Origin of the sequence: Curtobacterium sp. MCSS17_006 (assembly GCF_003234215.1) — a bacterium.
Classification (GTDB): domain Bacteria; phylum Actinomycetota; class Actinomycetes; order Actinomycetales; family Microbacteriaceae; genus Curtobacterium; species Curtobacterium flaccumfaciens.
This window is the reverse complement of the sequence record NZ_QKSO01000010.1, coordinates 123,149-141,947: the sequence shown is the minus strand read 5'-3', so window position 1 is coordinate 141,947 and position 18,799 is coordinate 123,149. Positions and strand designations below refer to the sequence as shown.

17 protein-coding genes are annotated in these 18,799 nt (G+C 68.7%); all 17 read left to right on the top strand.

Annotated elements, in window-relative coordinates; genetic code table 11:
• Nucleotides 1-374: 374 nt before the first annotated feature.
• The 17 genes from DEJ21_RS11460 to fusA all read left to right on the top strand — a co-directional run bounded on the left by DEJ21_RS11460 (nucleotide 375) and on the right by fusA (nucleotide 18,747).
• On the top strand, nucleotides 375-2,042 hold the full coding sequence (locus tag DEJ21_RS11460) for a GspE/PulE family protein (RefSeq protein ID WP_027466747.1): 1,668 nt from the start codon (nucleotides 375-377) through the stop codon (nucleotides 2,040-2,042).
• Entirely contained in the window at nucleotides 2,039-3,655 is a 1,617-nt protein-coding gene (locus DEJ21_RS11455) for a type IV pilus twitching motility protein PilT (RefSeq protein ID WP_309146990.1), read from the top strand. The genes DEJ21_RS11460 and DEJ21_RS11455 overlap by 4 nt, the downstream gene beginning before the upstream one ends.
• Complete coding sequence (locus DEJ21_RS11450) at nucleotides 3,655-4,887, top strand: type II secretion system F family protein (RefSeq protein ID WP_111023277.1); 1,233 nt, start codon at nucleotides 3,655-3,657, stop codon at nucleotides 4,885-4,887. The genes DEJ21_RS11455 and DEJ21_RS11450 overlap by 1 nt, the downstream gene beginning before the upstream one ends.
• Before the next feature lie 185 nt (nucleotides 4,888-5,072).
• Nucleotides 5,073-5,537, top strand: coding sequence for a type II secretion system protein (locus tag DEJ21_RS18680; RefSeq protein ID WP_111099579.1), 465 nt, complete (start codon nucleotides 5,073-5,075; stop codon nucleotides 5,535-5,537).
• A gap of 69 nt (nucleotides 5,538-5,606) precedes the next feature.
• Nucleotides 5,607-6,950, top strand: coding sequence for a carboxypeptidase-like regulatory domain-containing protein (locus DEJ21_RS11440; RefSeq protein ID WP_111224647.1), 1,344 nt, complete (start codon nucleotides 5,607-5,609; stop codon nucleotides 6,948-6,950).
• Nucleotides 6,950-7,603, top strand: a complete 654-nt coding sequence (locus DEJ21_RS11435; protein WP_111224646.1) for a PilW family protein — start codon at nucleotides 6,950-6,952, stop codon at nucleotides 7,601-7,603. Before DEJ21_RS11440 ends, DEJ21_RS11435 begins: the two co-directional genes overlap by 1 nt.
• Nucleotides 7,600-9,468, top strand: a complete 1,869-nt coding sequence (locus DEJ21_RS11430; RefSeq protein WP_111038483.1) for a hypothetical protein — start codon at nucleotides 7,600-7,602, stop codon at nucleotides 9,466-9,468. The genes DEJ21_RS11435 and DEJ21_RS11430 overlap by 4 nt, the downstream gene beginning before the upstream one ends.
• Entirely contained in the window at nucleotides 9,465-10,328 is an 864-nt protein-coding gene (locus DEJ21_RS11425; RefSeq protein ID WP_375342399.1) for a prepilin peptidase, read from the top strand. The genes DEJ21_RS11430 and DEJ21_RS11425 overlap by 4 nt, the downstream gene beginning before the upstream one ends.
• 59 nt (nucleotides 10,329-10,387) lie before the next feature.
• Complete coding sequence (gene pilM, locus DEJ21_RS11420; RefSeq protein ID WP_111224645.1) at nucleotides 10,388-11,440, top strand: type IV pilus assembly protein PilM; 1,053 nt, start codon at nucleotides 10,388-10,390, stop codon at nucleotides 11,438-11,440.
• Nucleotides 11,437-12,213, top strand: a complete 777-nt coding sequence (locus tag DEJ21_RS11415) for a hypothetical protein (protein ID WP_111038485.1) — start codon at nucleotides 11,437-11,439, stop codon at nucleotides 12,211-12,213. Before pilM ends, DEJ21_RS11415 begins: the two co-directional genes overlap by 4 nt.
• A gap of 1 nt (nucleotide 12,214) precedes the next feature.
• A complete protein-coding gene (locus DEJ21_RS11410) occupies nucleotides 12,215-12,925 on the top strand; it encodes a hypothetical protein (RefSeq protein ID WP_111028966.1) in 711 nt (236 codons plus the stop codon).
• Between the two features lie 227 nt (nucleotides 12,926-13,152).
• Nucleotides 13,153-13,680, top strand: coding sequence for a hypothetical protein (locus DEJ21_RS11405; protein WP_111224644.1), 528 nt, complete (start codon nucleotides 13,153-13,155; stop codon nucleotides 13,678-13,680).
• A 27-nt stretch (nucleotides 13,681-13,707) separates the two neighbouring features.
• On the top strand, nucleotides 13,708-14,223 hold the full coding sequence (locus tag DEJ21_RS11400; RefSeq protein WP_111224643.1) for a DUF6121 family protein: 516 nt from the start codon (nucleotides 13,708-13,710) through the stop codon (nucleotides 14,221-14,223).
• A gap of 37 nt (nucleotides 14,224-14,260) precedes the next feature.
• Nucleotides 14,261-15,469 carry a hypothetical protein gene (locus DEJ21_RS11395; protein WP_146247756.1) on the top strand — a complete coding sequence of 403 codons (1,209 nt, stop codon included), beginning with the start codon at nucleotides 14,261-14,263 and terminating at the stop codon, nucleotides 15,467-15,469.
• Nucleotides 15,470-15,697: 228 nt separating this feature from the next.
• A complete protein-coding gene (rpsL, locus tag DEJ21_RS11390; RefSeq protein ID WP_017885540.1) occupies nucleotides 15,698-16,066 on the top strand; it encodes a 30S ribosomal protein S12 in 369 nt (122 codons plus the stop codon).
• Nucleotides 16,067-16,071: 5 nt separating this feature from the next.
• Nucleotides 16,072-16,542, top strand: a complete 471-nt coding sequence (rpsG, locus tag DEJ21_RS11385) for a 30S ribosomal protein S7 (RefSeq protein WP_017885539.1) — start codon at nucleotides 16,072-16,074, stop codon at nucleotides 16,540-16,542.
• Nucleotides 16,543-16,629: 87 nt separating this feature from the next.
• Nucleotides 16,630-18,747 (top strand): elongation factor G, encoded by a 2,118-nt coding sequence (fusA, locus tag DEJ21_RS11380; RefSeq protein WP_027466735.1) that lies wholly within the window; start codon nucleotides 16,630-16,632, stop codon nucleotides 18,745-18,747.
• The last annotated feature ends 52 nt before the right edge of the window (nucleotides 18,748-18,799 follow it).

The window sequence follows — 18,799 nt, the reverse complement described above, 5'->3', positions numbered from 1 at the left end:
CGCGTCGAGAGGGATTCCGCGGCGCCGCGCTGTCCGGCCCGTGTCGGACGGCGGCCTCGTTCCTCCACACCCCCGTGCGACGCCGACGTTCTCCACGGACTGCTCGCCATGGCTCCGGGAGCAGTGCGGGGTCCGGGAGGCTGGCGGACATGCACCCTCCGACGACCACCGCGAACCGGCCGAAGCGTCCCCCGGACCGGGGCCGAACCGGTCGTGGACCCCAGTTCTGGGTGCAGCCGGACCCCCTCCGCCCCCTCTTTCTGGGACTGCGGTCGGCGAGGGCCCCAGAAGTAGCGTGGTCGGGCGCCACATCCCTGGTGGCGCATCACCCGACGACGTCTCGCCGTGCGCGAGTCCAAGGAGGCACGGGACTCATGGCGACCCTGTCCGAGATCCTCATCCTGAACGGCGCCCTGCCCATCGAGCACCTCGATGCGATGACGGGTGACGAGGACCTCGACGAGCGCGCCATCCGCGGCCTGGTCGACCAGGGCGTCGTGAGCGAGGCCCAGTTCATCACCGCCCGGGCCGCGTCGAACAACTCACGCACCGTCCCGCTGAGCGACTACCCCGTCGACGGCACCGCGGTGTCGATCCTGCCGGCGGCCCTGTGCCGGCGCCACGGTGTGCTCGGCGTCGGGTTCGAGGGCGACCTGCTCATCCTCGCGATGGTGAACCCCACGAACGTGCTCGCCATCGACGACGCCCGGACGGCATCCGGTCGCGCGATCAAGCCGCTGCAGGTCGAGGAGCGTGACCTCGTCGCTGCGCTCGACCGGTACCTGCGCGCCGACGACGAGCTCAACGACCTGACGTCGTCGCTCGAAGAAGAAGCGTCGACGACCTCGAAGGCGCAGGTCGACATCGCCGACGGCGCCCTCGACGACGTCCCGATCGTCCGGTTCGTGAACCTGCTCGTGTCGCAGGCCATCCAGGACCACGCGTCCGACATCCACATCGAGCCCGGCGAGCACGAGGTCCGGATCCGGTACCGCATCGACGGCGTGCTGCACGAGATGGCGCCGGCGCCGAAGAACATCCAGAACGGCGTGATCAGCCGCCTGAAGATCATGAGCGACATCGACATCGCCGAGCGTCGCAAGCCGCAGGACGGCCGCATGTCCGTGCGGCACGGCGGCCGGCAGATCGACCTCCGCGTCGCGACGCTGCCCACCGTGTGGGGCGAGAAGGTCGTCATGCGGATCCTCGACAACACGAACACCTCGCTGACCCTCAAGGACCTCAACCTCCTCGAGCAGAACTTCCAGGCGTACCAGCGGTCCTACTCGAAGCCGTACGGCATGATCCTGGTCACCGGTCCCACCGGTTCGGGCAAGTCGACGACGCTGTACACCACCCTCAACGCCGTGGCGAAGCCCGAGATCAACGTCATCACGGTGGAGGACCCGGTCGAGTACCGGATGGCCGGCATCAACCAGGTGCAGGTCAACCCGAAGGCCGGCCTGACGTTCGCCTCCGCACTCCGCTCGATCCTCCGGTCCGACCCCGACGTCGTGCTCCTCGGTGAGATCCGCGACCACGAGACCGCGCAGATCGCGATCGAGGCGTCGCTGACCGGGCACCTCGTGCTCTCGACCCTGCACACCAACGACGCCCCGTCGGCCGTGACCCGTCTGACCGAGATGGACATCGAGCCGTTCCTGGTCGGGTCCGCCCTCGACTCCGTCGTCGCCCAGCGACTCGCACGCCGGCTGTGCGACCGGTGCAAGGCGCCCGCCGTGTACGAGATCGAGCAGCTCCGGGCGCTCGGGTTCCTGGCCCCCGGCGACGAGATGCCCGCGTTCTTCGCCCCGGTCGGCTGCGCCGTCTGCTCGAACACCGGCTACCGCGGCCGCATCGCCCTGCACGAGGTGATGACCGTGACCGAGGAGATCGAGCGGCTCGCCGTCGGTCGTGCCTCGAGCGCGGAGATCAGCCGCGTCGCCCAGCAGCAGGGCATGCTCACGCTCCGCCAGGACGGCTTCGAGAAGGTCAAGCTCGGCATGACGAGCGTCGACGAGATCCTGCGCGTCGTCGCGTGACCGGGGAACAGGACGAGCAGATGACCGACTCCGTGTACGACATCACCATGCCCGGCGACGAGCCCGTCGCCGGGTGGCACCCCGGCACCCCGGGCGCCGAGGTCGGCTCGCGCCGTGCCGCGCGTCTGGCCGCAGCCGCGGCCGCCTCGCCCGAGCAGGTCTACGACCTGACGGACGACTCGGCGGTGTGGCCCGCGCCCACCGGCACGGCCGTGGCGAGCCCGGTTGCCGGGCCCGTGGGTGGTCCGGTCGCTGCGCCCGTGGCGCAGTCCGCCACCGCTCCGGCGACGCCGCCTGCCGCGGTGCCGTCGTCGACGGCCACCTACGGGTACGCCGAGCCGGCGACCCAGCAGCTGCCGGCCATCGCCTACAGCGGCGCGCACCACGCCGCACCGCCGGTACCTGCTCCGGCACCCGCCGCGGCCTCGGCCGGTGACATCGACTTCGCCCGGCACGCACGCGAGGTCGCCGACCCCGACCTCATCACCGCACTCGCACAGGTCGTCTACCAGGGGGCCTCCGACCTGCACGTCACGGCCGACGCCCCGCCCACGGTCCGCGTCGACGGCTCGCTCCGGCCGGCCGTGCCCGGAGGCGCGTGGTCGCGTGGCAAGGTCATCGCGGCACTCAAGACGCTGCTGTCCGTCGAACAGGCCGGGCAGTTCGACCACGACCAGGAGCTCGACTTCGCGTACTCGCTGTCGCCGGAGTACCGCTTCCGTGTGAACTACTACCAGCAGCGCGGCAACTGGGGTGCGGCGTTCCGCATCATCCCCACCAGGATCAAGACGCTCAAGCAGCTCGGCATCCCCGCGCACGTCGGCGACTTCGCCGGCCTGCCCCGTGGCCTGGTCCTCGTCACCGGCCCGACCGGTTCGGGCAAGTCGACCACCCTCGCGGCGCTCATCGACCTGGTCAACGAGAGCCGTGCCGACCACATCGTCACGGTCGAGGACCCGATCGAGTTCATGCACGACCACAAGCGGTCGATCATCAACCAGCGCGAGGTCGGCGCCGACACCCACTCCTTCGCCTCGGCGCTCAAGCACGTGCTGCGGCAGGACCCCGACGTCATCCTGATCGGTGAGCTCCGCGACCTCGAGACCATCTCCGTCGCGCTCACCGCCGCCGAGACCGGTCACCTGGTGTTCGCCACCCTGCACACGCAGAGCGCCCCCGGCACGATCGACCGCGTCATCGACGTCTTCCCGCCGCACCAGCAGGGGCAGATCCGCACCCAGCTCGCGGCCACCCTGCAGGGCGTCGTCTGCCAGACCCTCGTGCCGAAGGCCAACGGCGTCGGCCGGGTCGTCGCCACCGAGATCATGACGATCACCCCGGCCATCGGCAACCTCATCCGCGAGGGCAAGACCTACCAGATCACCTCCGCCATGCAGGCCGGCCGTGACCTCGGCATGCACACCATGGACCAGGACCTCGCTGAGCTGGTCAACGTCGGCACGATCTCGCGCAAGGCCGCGATGGAGAAGGTGCACGACGAAGAGGGCTTCGACCGGCTCGTCCAGCGCGTCGAGTCCCCGTCCGACTCCTCGGCCGCCGCGATCGCCGCCAGCGGCATCGACTTCGGCGACAAGTTCTCCGGAGGCTACTGATGTCACTCGCGTTCGACTACCGTGGGCGTGACGGCGCCGGCAAGCTCGTCAAGGGTCGCCTCGACGCCGCGTCCGAGGGGGCCGTCGTCCAGCGTCTCCGGGGGATGGGCGTCTCACCGATCGCCATCACCGAGGCGAAGGCCGGCACCGGGCTCCAGACCGAGATCAAGATCCCCGGGTTCGAGAAGGGCGTCGGCCTCAAGGACCTCGCGATCATGTCGCGGCAGGCCTCGACGATGCTCACCTCGGGGCTCTCGCTCCTGCGGACCCTGACGATCCTGTCCGACCAGACCGAGAACAAGAAGCTCAAGGACATCCTCGGCAAGGTCCGCGACGACGTCGAGCGCGGCGTCTCCTTCTCCGACGCCGTCGCGAAGTACCCGGTCGACTTCCCGCCGATCATGATCAACATGATCCGTGCGGGGGAGACCGGCGGCTTCCTCGACCAGGCCATGGACTCCATCGCGACGAACTTCGAGAAGGAGCACAAGCTCCGCTCGACGATCAAGTCGGCGATGACCTACCCGGTGGTCGTGCTCGTGATGTCGCTGGTGGCGGTCGCCATCATGCTCATCTTCATCGTCCCGATCTTCCAGGACATGTTCTCGTCGCTCGGCGGCACGCTCCCGCTGCCGACGCAGATCCTCGTGACGCTGTCACACGCCATGCGGTACGTCGCGATCCCGCTCGCGATCGTCGTCGTGCTGGCGTGGCTCTGGTGGCGAGCGAACAAGAACACCGAACGCGTCCGAGCGTTCATCGATCCGATCACCCTGAAACTCCCGGTGTTCGGCCCGCTGCAGAAGAAGATCGTCATTGCTCGGTTCGCTCGCAACTTCTCGAACATGATCGGCGCCGGCGTTCCCATTCTGCAGGCATTGCGGATCGTCGGGGAAGTGTCGAACAACTTCGTCGTGAAGCGCGCGCTCGACAATGTCGCAGAGGCCGTGCGGAAAGGTGAATCAATCGCGGTGCCGCTCGCCGCACAATCGGTTTTCCCGGCAATGGTGACGCAGATGGTCGCGGTCGGTGAAGACGCCGGTTCCCTCGAGATCATGCTCGAGAAGATCGCGGTGTTCTACGACGCCGAAGTCGAGGCGACCACCGATGCCCTCACCTCGCTGATCGAGCCGCTGCTCATCGCGTTCCTGGGGGTGGTGGTGGGCGGGATGATCATCGCGCTGTACATGCCGATCTTCCAGATCACCAACGTCGTGCAGAACGCTTCCTAGTCATTCCACCCCCATGCGGGGGCATTGTCGATATCGACCCTCCCCCGCACTGGGGGTGTTTTGTGCCCAGCATGGCCCCCGTTCTCGGGATTGGCCGCTCGATGTGCCCCCAATACGCTGATCTGCGGCGGCCGAGCAAGCCCCGAAACCATTTCCCCGACATTCCCCGCAGAATGGAAACAACCATGTACTTCGCTCTCATGGGCAAGCTCGACGCTCGCCGCAAGGGTCTCCTGAAGGACGGCGAGAAGGGCTTCACGCTCATCGAGCTCCTCGTCGTCGTCATCATCATCGGCATCCTCGCCGCGATCGCCATCCCGGTGTACATCAGCGTGCAGAACAACGCGAAGAACTCGGCCGTCAAGTCCGACATCACGAACGCGAAGACCGCGGTCGTGACCGTTGTCACGCAGTCGGACTCGGGAACGCTTCCCGCAAGCATCAGCACGGCGGAACTGGCCGCTGACCCGTACAAGGCCGCGGGCAGTACTTCTGGTACGGACACGACCCTGACCTACACGGTCAACGCGGACAAGACTGCCTTCTGCATCGCGGGCAAGAGCACCGCGACTGGTAAGACGTTCGGCGCGACCGACGCTTCCGGCGTAGCCGAGGGTTCCTGTTCCGCCGGCGTCTTCACCAAGAAGTAGTACTGAGGAGTGCCCGTGCGGTCGAACGACCGCACGGGCTATGCCATCTCTCCACGAGGAAGGAACGCCATGATCTCGCGCATCGCCGAGCGACTGCGTTCCGCACGTGAGAGCGAGGACGGCTTCACGATCATCGAGGTGATGGTCGCGATGACGATCTTCGCCCTGATCGCCGCCGGGATCGCCGCGGGCATCGCCGCCTCACTGGTGCTGTCGAAGGACACCCGTGCTCGAGAGGTCGCGTCGACGATCGCGATGGAGGACATCGACGACCTCCGGGACACCCCGAGCATCTTCAACGTGAAGAGCGGGACCGCCACCAAGCAGGTCGGCAACCAGGTCTTCGACCTGACCCGGAAGGTGTCGTGGACCCGGTCGTCCGGCGCGGCCACCGCCTGCGGCACGGGCGACGGCAGCCTGTCGTACAAGGCCGTGACGGTCACGGTGCGGTGGAAGACCAGTGCTGCAGCGTCCGGGAACCAGCAGGTCGAGATGTCGAGCGCCATCGCTCCACTCACGAACATCAACTCGGACACCACGGGTTCGATCCTCGTCGGCGTGACGAACGCGAACGGGATCGGCGTCTCCGGGGTCGTGCCGACCGTGAGCGGTGGCCCCGCCGGGGTCACGTTCCCGGCGACGGACGCGGAGGGCTGCACCTACGTGGCCGGCGTCGCGCCCGGGACCTACAAGGTGTCGGTCGCCCGCACCGGGTACATCGACTCGACCCAACAGCTGAGTCCGTCATCGCAGTCGGTGACGGTGTCGGTCGGGAGCTCCGGTGCCGCCGCCTTCACCTTCGACAAGGTGACGACCTACTCGTTCAAGTACGTGACCTCGCCGGCATCGTCCGCGATCCTGCCGACGAACCTGCCCTTGTCGATCACCAACGGGACGTCGGGTACGACCGTGTTGAACCCCGCCCCGACGAGCGCGGCCCTGTTCCCGTTCCCCTCGGGGTACCAGGCGGTGGCCGGTCTGTACTCCGCAGACGTGTCGTCCGACGCCGCAGCGACCTGCCTGGGCCCGGAACCAGGTGCCTGGACGACCGCCAACAAGGCCGGCAAGAAGGGGACGGCGACGGAGTTCAAGGACGCGACCGGGCCGATCCCGATCAGCATGGGCGCGATCACGCTCGCCAAGCCGGACAAGGCGCTCTTCATCACCGCGAAGACCACGACAGCCGTGAACGGCGATCCCGGCTGCGCGAAGGGGATGACCCTGAGCTTCCCGAAGCCGACGTCCGACAGCATGACGATCGCCCTGCCGTGGGGAACCTGGAAGCTGTTCACGGGCGGCACCGCGGGCGCGGCGACGACGCCGCTCACGGTCACCGCCACCAACACCGCGATGGTCAGCAACGGAGCCGTCACCGATGGCGTCGTGCTCGTCGACCCGAGGCCGGCCGGCTGATGCGCGCCCTCCTCCGTCGTCTGCGTAGCGATCAACGCGGGATCACGCTCGTGGAGCTCCTCGTCGCCATGCTCGTGACGTCGCTGCTGCTCACCCTGGTCGGGAGCTTCTTCGTGTCGATCTCGAAGGCGCAGCGCACGGTGTCCTCGGTCAACGACAGCACCCGACAGGGCACCACGTCGATGACGCAGCTCAGCCGGTACCTGCGTGAGGCCTCGCGGTGGCAGGTGAGCAAGACGGTCAGTGCGCCCGCGTTCGTGAGCGCCACTGGCAGGAGCGTGCAGTTCTACTCGGGTGTCGACCTGTCGAGCGCACGGGCCGGGCTCACCAAGGTGACGGTCGACGTCGTGTCGAACCGGCTGCGCATGCAGCTGCAGCGGGGCGACTGCCCGGCCGGCGGGTACTGCACGTTCACCGGCGCCACCCGGACGCTGTGGCTCGCCGACGTGGTCCGGGCAGGCACGCTCTTCTCGTACGTCAACGCGGACGACGGTCCCGTGTCCGCGCCGGCGAATGCCACCTACGACACGATCCGGTCCGTCCGCGTGGCGCTGACCGTGGGGTCGACGGGCGGCGTGACCGTCAACGACAGCACGTTCCAGGCCACCATCAACCTGCGCAACCTCGACTACGGCGCAGCCACGGAGTCATGATGCTCATCCGGATCCTCCGAGGCCTGCGTGCCCGAGACGACGAACGCGGGGTCGCCCTCGCGGCCGTCATCGGGATCGGTGCGGTGCTCATGATCGTGCTGTCCCTCGTCGTCGCCACCGCGACGAGCGGTGCGACGAAAGCGACGACCGACACGAACTACAACAAGGCGATCGCGGCCGCGTACGCGGGTCTCTCCGACTACCAGGGCCGCCTGGCAGCCGACAACGCCTACGTCAAGTACGGCGTGCGCACCGCGTTCTCGTCGACGAGCACGTACACGGCAGATCCGGCGAACAAGGCCTTCGGCACCGCGAAGGACGGCTCGTGGGCGAACGTGGTCGGGAGCACCGACCAGTCCTACCGGTACGAGGTCGACAACTCCGACTACTCGACGACCGGCAAGGTCCGCCTGCGCGTGACGGGGAAGGCCGGTGCCACGACGAGGACCATCGTCGTGGACCTCCGCGGCGACGGCTTCGTCAACTACCTGTACTTCACGAACTACGAGTCCCAGGACCCGAGCCTGACGAACGCCGGCTGCGTCTCGAACCACCGCAACGACGACGACTGGAGCTCCAGCAGCAGCTGTGAAGCCGTCACGTTCGCCAGCGGTGACGTCCTCGACGGGCCGGTCCGGTCGAACGACGTCATCACCGCCTGCGGAGCGACGTTCAACTCGAGCGTGCAGGACACGGGGCCCGCCGACTTCTTCTACACGAGCAAGGCGACGACCATCGACTCCGCCTGCCGCTCGTCCACGAAGTTCATCAGCGGGAGGATCAAGAACGTCGGGACGCTCCCCATGCCGAGCACCAACGCGAACATGAAGCAGGAGGCACGGACCGACATCCCCGAGAAGGTGGCGAAGCCCGGGTGCCTGTACACCGGTCCGACGTCCATCACGTTCCTCGCCGGGGGCAAGATGCGCGTGGTCTCACCGTGGACCATCTCCACACAGGTCAAGGGCAACGCCAACGGCAGCGCCATCGCACCGGGCCCGGGGAACGACGCCCTGTGCGGCTCAGTCGCTGCTCTCCGGGGAACCGGTGCCGTCGTCCCCACGCTGCCCGCGAACCTGGTCTACGTGCAGAGCGTGCCGTCGACGGTCGGTGACCCGAACTACTGGGCGTCCAGCGCCACACCGTCCGGCACGGTCAACGGGACCGTGAACGCGGGTTCGCCGGTCTACTGCCAGCAGACGGTCAAGTCGGGGACCTCGACGAGTTCGGACTACGGCAACGGCCTGGGGTACCCGCTCAACGGCGAGTTCACCGGAACGCGCGGGGATGCCGGGTACTACGGGTGCCGAAGCGGTGATGCCTTCGTTTCCGGGTCCTTCGGCGGACAGATGACCCTCGCCGCGGAGAACTTCCTGTACGTGACCGGGAACATCGTCTACCAGAACGGCCGGACCTCCGACGACATGCTCGGGCTCGTCGGGCAGAAGGCGGTCTCCGTCTACAACCCCGTGTCGTGCTCGAGCTACTCCGGCTGGTCGAACACGGTCTGCAACACGGGCAGCAGCTCCTACTCGACGAACACGGCGCCGACCAAGAACATCGAGATCGACGCGGCCATCGCCAGCAACCTCGGCACGTTCAACGTCCAGAACAGCCAGTACGGGTCGAACCTCGGCATCCTCACGATCTACGGATCGATCGCCCAGCAGTTCCGCGGCTCGGTCCGCACCTCGTACGGCAACGGCCTGCTGACGGGGTACGCGAAGGCGTACTCGTACGACAGCAGACTCAAGTCCTCGGCCCCGCCCAAGTTCCTGCAGCCGGTCTCGACCACCTACGGTGTGACGACCGAGACCGAGTCGGCCACGGCCTTCCGCGCCGACGGCACCCCGACGGGGAAGTGACCGTGGCTTCCTTCGCCTCGGTGGCGCCCCTCGTCGCCGCGCTGGTCGGTGTGCTCGGTCTCGCGATCGGGTCGTTCCTGAACGTCGTCGTGTACCGGGTGCCCGCGAGCATGTCCGTCGTCGCGCCGGCCAGCTCCTGCCCCGGATGCAGTCACGCGATCCGAGGTCGCGACAACGTGCCCGTGATCTCATGGCTCGTCCTGCGCGCCCGGTGCCGCGACTGCGGCGCGCCCATCTCGGCCCGGTACCCGCTCGTCGAAGCCGCCACGGGCCTCCTGTTCGTCGCGGTGACGCTGCTCTCGGTACTCGCACCGTGGTCGCCGCTGGCGGCGCCGGACGGCGTTCCCGGAACGATCCACGCTGCGATCCTGCTCGTCGCACTCCTCTACCTGATGGCGATCAGCATCTCGTTGACGCTCATCGACCTCGACACCCACACGTTGCCGAACCGGATCGTGCTGCCGGCCTACGTCGTGCTGCCCCTGCTCCTGCTGGCGGCGTCGGCGGCGTCCGGGGACTGGGGCGCCGCGCTCCGGGGCCTCATCGGCCTGGTCGTCCTCGGCGGCGTCTACCTCGTGCTCGCGCTGGCGGTGCCCGGCGGGATGGGGCTCGGTGACGTGAAGCTCGCCGGCGTGCTCGGCCTCGTGCTGGCGTACCTCGGATGGGGACCCCTCGCAGTGGGTTCTTTCGCGGCGTTCCTGCTCGGAGGTAGCTTCGCAGTCGTCCTCCTGGTCGTGCGCCGGGCGGGCCGTCGCAGCGGGATCCCGTTCGGCCCCTGGATGCTCGCGGGTGCCTGGCTCGGCATCGCCGTCGGTGCCCCCGCATGGGACGGCTACCTGCGCCTCCTCGGACTCGCCTGACGCCTCGTCGCGCGCTGACCCACCAGACCGACCCGAAGACGGTCACGGAAGGACCACCCATGTCGAAGAGCATCGTGGGCGTCGACATCGGCGCCGCCGCGATACGTGCTGTCGAGGTCCAGGACGCCGACAAGCCGAGACCGACGATCCTGCGGTTCGCCGAGGTGCCCGTGCCCCCGGGCGCGACGAAGCAGGGGGAGGTGCTCGAGCCGAACACCGTCGCGGGTGCGCTCCGACAGCTCTGGTCGCTCGGGCGCTTCCGCTCGAAGGACGTCGTGCTCGGCATGGGCAACCAGCGAGTGCTGTCGCGCGACCTGACGGTCCCGAAGGCCCCCATCGCGCAGATCCGTGAATCGTTGCCCTTCCAGGTGCAGGACATGCTCCCGGTGCCCGTGGGCGACGCCATCCTCGACTTCTACCCGACGAGCGAGGAGACGGGGGAGAACGGCCCCACCGTGAGCGGTCTCCTCGTCGCCGCGGTGAAGGACGCCGTGCTCGCCAACGTCCGCGCGGTCCAGAACGCCGGGCTCAAGCCGGTCGGTGTCGACCTCATCCCGTTCGCCCTGGCACGTGTCCTCGCGCCGGTGAGCCGGTCGGGCACCGTGGCCATCGTCGAGTGTGGCGGCAACACGACGACCGTCGTCATCGTCACCGACGGCGTCCCGAAGTTCGTCCGCATCGTGCCGACCGGCGGCGACGACATCACGCGGCTCCTCGCCGGTCGGCTGACGATCGACGAGGGAGCGGCCGAAGCCGTCAAGCGCCACCTGGGCATGGATCCCGAGCGGGCGCGGACCGGCGACGACGCGCTCGCGGTCGCGGCGGTCCGCGAGACGATGGGCGAACTGCTCTCGAGTCTCCGCAACACCGTCAACTACTTCGTCAACACCCACCCTGCCGAGCCCGTCGGCGAGATCCTGCTCTGCGGTGCTGCAGCTGCGCTCCCCGGTTTCGCCGCGGCGCTCTCGGAGTTCACCCGGACGCCCGTCCGGTTCGGGGCACCGTTCGCGAACGTCGCGCTCGCGAAGTCCATCCGGGTCGAGGACCTGCACGCCCACGGCGCATCGATCGCGGTGGCATGGGGACTCGCCGCGGGAGGGAAGGCAGCATGAGCCAGTCGACCAAGTCGAAGCCCTCGCGCTCTGGGCGGAGTCGCCGTCGAGGAGCAGCGCCCGACCCGGCCCTGCGTGTCGCCGCCGAGACCGCGGAGCGCGTCAAGCGTCAGCGTCGGACCACGCCCAGCGAGATCGTCGTCGGGGGCCGCCCCAGTGTCGACCTGCTGCCCACCGAGGTCCTCGCCGATCGACGCAGCAGCCGTGTCGTCCGTCGGATGTGGGCGGGCGTCGTCCTCGTGGCGATCGTGGTCGGGATCGCGACCGCCGGAGCCAGCCTCCTGTCCAGCCAGGCGCACGACGACCTGACCCACGCGCAGGACGAGACCCTGTCACTCCTGCAGCAGCAGGCGAACTACCGCGAGGTCCGGGACACGGAGGCCGGTACCGCGCTGCGTGAAGCCGCGCAGTCGGTCGGCGGGGCCACGGAGATCGCCTGGCAGCCGTACCTCGCTTCGCTGAAGGCATCGCTCCCGGCGGGAGTCGAGATCACCGGCGTCGCGATCGACTCGGCCACGCCGCTGGAGACTTACGCGCAGGCCGACACCCCGCTCCAGGGGCAGCGTGTCGCGACCCTGACCATCGACGCGCAGAGCCCGACGCTGCCGTCCGTTCCGTCGTGGCTCGATGCCGTCAAGGGGCTCAAGGGCTTCGTCGACGCGACCGCGAACTCGGTCACGCTCGACCCGACGACCGGGACGTACACGGTGAACATGACGATCCACGTCGACCAGGCCGCCTTCGACGGCAAGTACCAGGACAAGGGCGAGTGAGATGACCCGCAACCGACTCAACATGCTCCTCGCCGTCGTGGCGATGGTCGTGGTGGCACTCGCGGGGTTCTTCCTCGGCGTGCAGCCACATCTCGCACAGGCCGCGAGCGACCGTACCGACCAGGTGTCGGTGGACGCGACGAACCGGACGACGGCGGCGGAACTCGCCCGGCTCAAGGACCGCGCGAAGTCCCTGCCGGCGATGAAGGCGGAACTCGCGGAGCTCACCACCTCGGTGCCGTCGAGTGCGAACATGTCCGCCTTCTACGGTGCTGTCGACAGCGTCGCGGCCCGGGCGGGTGTGAAGGTGTCCGCGATCACGACGTCGGACGCTGTGGCGTACACCGCCCCCGTCGCAGCCTCGACTGCCGCGGGCACCGAGGACTCGTCGGCCTCCGCGACGGACGAGGCGACGCCCGAGCCGACCGCGGCATCCACCGGCGCCGCGACGGCGCCGGTGACCGACCCGGCGATCTCGGCCGCGAACTTCTCGGCCATCCCCGTCTCCGTGTCGGTCGACGGGTCGTTCGACCAGGCCCTGTCCTTCGTCGGCGGCATGCAGGACGGCGCTCGACTCTTCCTCGTCACCACGGTGTCGTCCTCCATCTCGCAGGAGTCGACCGACCCGGCCGCGGCGGCTGCGACGACGTGGACGTTCGGTGGCTACGTGTACGTCCTGGCCGCCGACTCGGACACGGCCGCGAAGGGCTGACCCGACCCCCACGGACTGGGGTCGTCCGCGCCACGCCGACCCCACTTCCGCGACACCCGTCGTTGTGATTACGATGCACCAGACGCCGTGATCGCGGCTGCTCATCCCCTCTCGAACGGTCGGCTCGAACCGGCCGTTCCTCGTCGTGCCCGGAGTCGCGCGTGTTGGTCGGAATCGTGGAATTCCTGGGTTGGTTCGGCGCAGTAACCGTTCTAGCCGGTTACATCTTGTTCTCCACCGGCAAGATCCCGAACGGCCCGCTCTACCAGCTGTTCAACCTCGTCGGCGGCCTCGCGGTGGCCATCAACGTCGCCGCGCACCACGCCGTCCCCTCGACCATCGTCAACGGGATCTGGGCGATCGTCGCCGTCGTCGTCCTGGTGAAGATGGGCCGAGCGCGTCGCGCGGCGAAGCGCGACGGATCCGTGTCCAGCGAGCCGCCGGTCCTGCACGCCGAGCCGGCCGCGACCACCGGGGTGCTGCCGGTCATCGGCCCGGCGCTGCGCGACCACGAGCCGGAGGACACCGCCGAGGCGGACGCCGCCACGGGCCTCCAGTCCGACGACCCGACGGACCCGACGGACGAGACGGCCGCGACGATGCCGGATTCCGCGCCCGCCCCCATGACGGAGACCGTCCCGATCATCACGGCGACGATCGCGCTCGCCCTGGTCGCCGCAGCGCAGGAGCAGTCCGACCGGGCGGACCGTCGCGAGCACGCCGACGACACGGACCACGCCGAACCCGCTCGCTGACCAGCTGGTCGGCGATACGATCGGCCCATGTCCCGGTGGTTGATCGCGACGATGACGTCCGTCCTCTTCATCGCGCTCGTGATCGCCGTCACGGGCTTCGAAGCGCTGCTCGCCGACGTCGAGGTCATCTCGCAGCCCGACGCCACCCCGTACCTCGGGCCCGCGATGGTGGTCGGTGGCGCGGTGGTGGTCTTCCTCGCGACCGCGGCCGGCGTGCGCGACGGCAACCCCGGGGTCACGGCGCTGGTGGCCGCGGCGACGGTCTACCTGGTCATGCTCGGCGTCGGAGCCGTGGGCTACGCGCTCGTCCGCTCGGACGCGACGGAGCTCCTCGTCTTCCCCGCGGGCTACGCCCTCGGGCCGTTCGTGGTCGGGTCCGTCGTGGTGGCGCTCCTGTCGGTGCTCGGCGGGATCACGATGGCTCGCCACCAGGCACGGACCGGGGGCGGCTCTGGCGCGGCCGGGACGGCGCGTCCGGACAGGCCTGACGAGCGCTCCGGGCCGAACCGGACGAACGCGGGCGAGGAACCCGCCGGACGGTAGTGTTCGCAGGGCACGACGCACACGCAACGGGGGAACGATGAGCGACCAGCACGCGCAGGATCCGGACCAGCAGGGCGGCTGGGGCGCCGTCCCGCCGGTGGCCTCGATCCGTGGGACCGACGGAACGTCCGGGGCAACGGCCCAGAGTCCAAGTCCCGGTGCAGGAGCCCCCGGATTCACCGGGATGCCCGGGGTGCCCGGACCGGTGACGCAGCGTCCTCGCCGGAAGCTCCGTCGCGGCCAGCTCATCGGCATCATCTCGGGCGGCACGGCGGTCGTCCTGCTGCTCGTGGCCGGTGTCGTCGGGTACTCGGTCGGTTCCTCCTCGCACTCGGCGGACCGCCCGGTGCGGGCGTTCCTCGACGACCTGACGGCCGGACGCGTGGCCGATGCCCTCGACGACGCGGGCATCGAACGCGAGAAGACCGACGTGCTGCTCGGCGAAGCCGCCTACGCGAAGGCATCGGACAAGGTCACGGGCTACCGCGTCGCCGCGACGCGCACGGACGGCGACACCGCGACGGTCCGCGCGTACCTGCGCCAGGGCGGGCAGGACGTCGCTGCGACCTTCACGCTGGACAAGACCGGGACGGACTGGGGTGTGTTCCCGATCTGGGAGCTGCAGGCCCCCGAGCTCGGATCGGTCGCCGTCGCCGTGCGGGGGCCGTCCGGTGCGGCGGTCACCGTCGCCGGCCGGAACGTGGAGACCGCGAAGGACGGCACGGTGAGCCTCCGTGCACTGCCCGGCACGTACGACGTCGCCTTCGACGGCGGCAAGTGGACCACGGCCCGTGGGGGATCGGCGAGCGTCAGCGGGTTCGGTCGGTCGACCTCGACCCCGGTGCAGATGACCACGACCCTGACCACCGCCGGGCAGCAGGCTGCCAAGCGAGCGGTGGACGACTGGGTGGACGGCTGCATCGCCTCCGCCGACGCCGCCCCCGCCGGGTGCAGCTTCTACGCGTACGGGCAGAACCCCGCGTACACGTACTCGAACCAGAAGTGGACGCTCGAGACGCGGCCGACGGTCCGGGTCGGCAGCTGGACGACGAACGGCTGGTTGATCACGACGACGGCGCCCGGCCGGGCGAAGTACACGGCCGACATCTCGGGCGCTGCCGGCACCGGAACGGCGTCCGCGGGGCCGCTCAACGTGAACGCGAGCGGGTACGTCACCGGCTTCTCGAGCGACGGCGCGACGTTCCGCTCGGCGGTGGGCAACGGGTCGTCCGACACCGGCTCATGACGGTGTCGGTTCCCGGGGCGACCCGGATTGATTTCGTCCCGTTACGCGGGTAGTCTCTACCGGGTGTGCGCCCTCGGGCGCGCCCGAAAAGTCCGGCGAGCGGGATCGCCCAGCCGGACCACTCCGTCCCCCACTCGAACACCCGCCGTCCGGCGGTGCTCAGCGTGGGACGAGGAAGCCGGCGGAACGCGCCGGCCAGAGAGCACGAGCGAAGAACCAGGAGAACAGTTGCCTACTATTCAGCAGCTGGTTCGCAAGGGTCGTACGCCGAAGGTCACCAAGACCAAGGCGCCCGCCCTGAAGGCGAACCCCCAGCAGCGTGGTGTGTGCACCCGCGTCTACACCACCACCCCCAAGAAGCCGAACTCGGCACTGCGCAAGGTCGCTCGTGTCAAGCTCTCGAACGGCACCGAGGTCACGGCCTACATCCCCGGTGAGGGCCACAACCTCCAGGAGCACTCGATGGTGCTCGTCCGCGGCGGTCGTGTGAAGGACCTCCCGGGTGTGCGGTACAAGATCATCCGTGGCGCCCTGGACACCCAGGCAGTCAAGAACCGTAAGCAGGCTCGTAGCCGCTACGGCGCGAAGAAGGGTTGAGTTAGATGCCTCGTAAGGGTCCCGCCCCCAAGCGTCCCGTCGTCGCCGACCCGGTCTACGGTGCGCCGATCGTCAGCCAGCTCGTCAACAAGATCCTGCTCGACGGCAAGAAGGGCCTCGCCGAGCGCATCGTCTACGGTGCACTCGAGGGCGTTTCCGCCAAGAACCAGCAGGACGCCGTCGTGACGCTGAAGAAGGCGCTCGACAACGTCCGTCCGACCCTCGAGGTCCGTAGCCGCCGCGTCGGTGGCTCGACCTACCAGGTCCCGGTCGAGGTCAAGCCGCACCGCGCGAACACCCTCGCGCTCCGTTGGCTCACCTCGTACGCCAAGGCCCGTCGCGAGAAGACGATGACCGAGCGGCTCATGAACGAGATCCTCGACGCGTCGAACGGTCTCGGTGCCGCGGTCAAGCGCCGCGAGGACACGCACAAGATGGCCGAGTCGAACAAGGCCTTCGCCCACTACCGCTGGTAGTCCCGGCACCGTCCGGGTGCCGGTGGTCAAGAACCCCGGCGCCCGGACGGCCGCCAACCTCTCCTACAACTCTTCCGGAGGAACCCTGTGGCACAGGACGTGCTCACCGACCTGAACAAGGTCCGCAACATCGGCATCATGGCGCACATCGATGCCGGCAAGACCACGACGACCGAGCGCATCCTGTTCTACACGGGCATCACGCACAAGATCGGTGAGGTCCACGACGGCGCTGCCACGATGGACTGGATGGCGCAGGAGCAGGAGCGCGGCATCACGATCACGTCGGCCGCGACGACCTGCTTCTGGGACAACAACCAGATCAACATCATCGACACCCCCGGTCACGTGGACTTCACGGTCGAGGTGGAGCGCTCGCTCCGCGTCCTCGACGGTGCGGTCGCCGTCTTCGACGGCAAGGAGGGCGTCGAGCCCCAGTCCGAGACCGTCTGGCGTCAGGCCGACAAGTACGACGTCCCGCGTATCTGCTTCGTCAACAAGATGGACAAGCTGGGCGCCGACTTCTACTACACCGTCGACACCATCGTGAACCGCCTCGGCGCGGAGCCCCTCGTGCTCCAGCTGCCGATCGGCTCCGAGAGCTCGTTCGAAGGCGTCGTCGACCTCGTCCAGATGCGTGCACTCACCTGGCGCGGCGACGCCAAGGGTGACGTCGCGATGGGCGCGAAGTACGAGATCGAAGAGATCCCGGCCGACCTGCAGGACCGCGCCGCCGAGTACCGCGAGAAGCTCATCGAGCGCGTGGCCGAGGCAGACGACGTCCTCATGGAGCGCTACCTCGAGGGCGACACCGACTTCTCGGTCGCCGAGATCAAGGCAGCCATCCGTGCCCTCACGGTGAGCAGCACGCTCTACCCGGTCCTCTGCGGTTCCGCGTTCAAGAACCGCGGTGTCCAGCCGATGCTCGACGCCGTCATCGACTACCTCCCGTCCCCGCTCGACGTGCCGCCGATGATCGGCCACGACGTCAAGGACGAGGAGAAGGAGATCATCCGCAAGCCCGACGCGTCGGAGCCGTTCTCGGCCCTCGCGTTCAAGGTCGCGGTGCACCCGTTCTTCGGTCGTCTGACCTACGTGCGCGTCTACTCCGGCTCGATCGAGTCCGGTGCCCAGGTCATCAACTCGACCAAGGGCAAGAAGGAGCGCATCGGCAAGATCTTCCAGATGCACTCCAACAAGGAGAACCCGGTCGCCAACGTGACCGCAGGCCACATCTACGCGGTCATCGGCCTCAAGGACACCACCACCGGTGACACCCTGTGCGACCCGACCAACCAGGTCGTCCTCGAGTCGATGACGTTCCCGGAGCCGGTCATCGAGGTCGCCATCGAGCCGAACACGAAGGCCGACCAGGAGAAGCTCTCCACGGCCATCCAGAAGCTCGCCGAAGAGGACCCGACGTTCCGCGTCGAGCTCAACGCCGAGACCGGTCAGACGACGATCAAGGGCATGGGCGAGCTCCACCTCGACATCCTCGTCGACCGCATGAAGCGCGAGTTCCACGTCGAGGCGAGCGTCGGCAAGCCCCAGGTGGCCTACCGCGAGACGCTCACCAAGATCGTCGAGCGCTACGACTACACCCACAAGAAGCAGACCGGTGGTTCCGGCCAGTTCGCGAAGGTGCAGATCGCGCTCGAGCCGATGGAGGTCACGAGCGAGAAGGTCTACGAGTTCGTCAACGCGACCTCCGGTGGCCGTGTCCCGCGCGAGTACATCCCGTCGGTCGACGCCGGTATCCAGGACGCCATGCAGGTCGGCATCCTCGCTGGCTACCCGACGGTCGGCGTGAAGGCCATCCTCAAGGATGGCGCGGCGCACGACGTCGACTCGTCCGAGATGGCGTTCAAGATCGCCGGTTCGATCGCCTACAAGGAAGCGGCTCGCAAGGCCGGCCCGGCGATCCTCGAGCCGATCATGGCCGTCGAGGTCCGTACTCCTGAGGAGTACATGGGCGACGTCATCGGTGACCTGAACTCCCGTCGTGGCCAGATCGCCTCGATGGAGGACGCCTCGGGCGTCAAGGTGGTCCGCGCGAGCGTGCCGCTGTCCGAGATGTTCGGCTACGTCGGCGACCTGCGGTCGAAGACCTCTGGTCGTGCGGTCTACTCGATGACCTTCGAGACCTACAGCCAGGTCCCGGCCAAGGTCGCCGAGGAGATCATCGCGAAGAACGCGGGGGAGTAGCGCTCAGCGCTTCTCCACAGGCGGGGGCGCCCGGCGACGGGCCCCTCGCCAC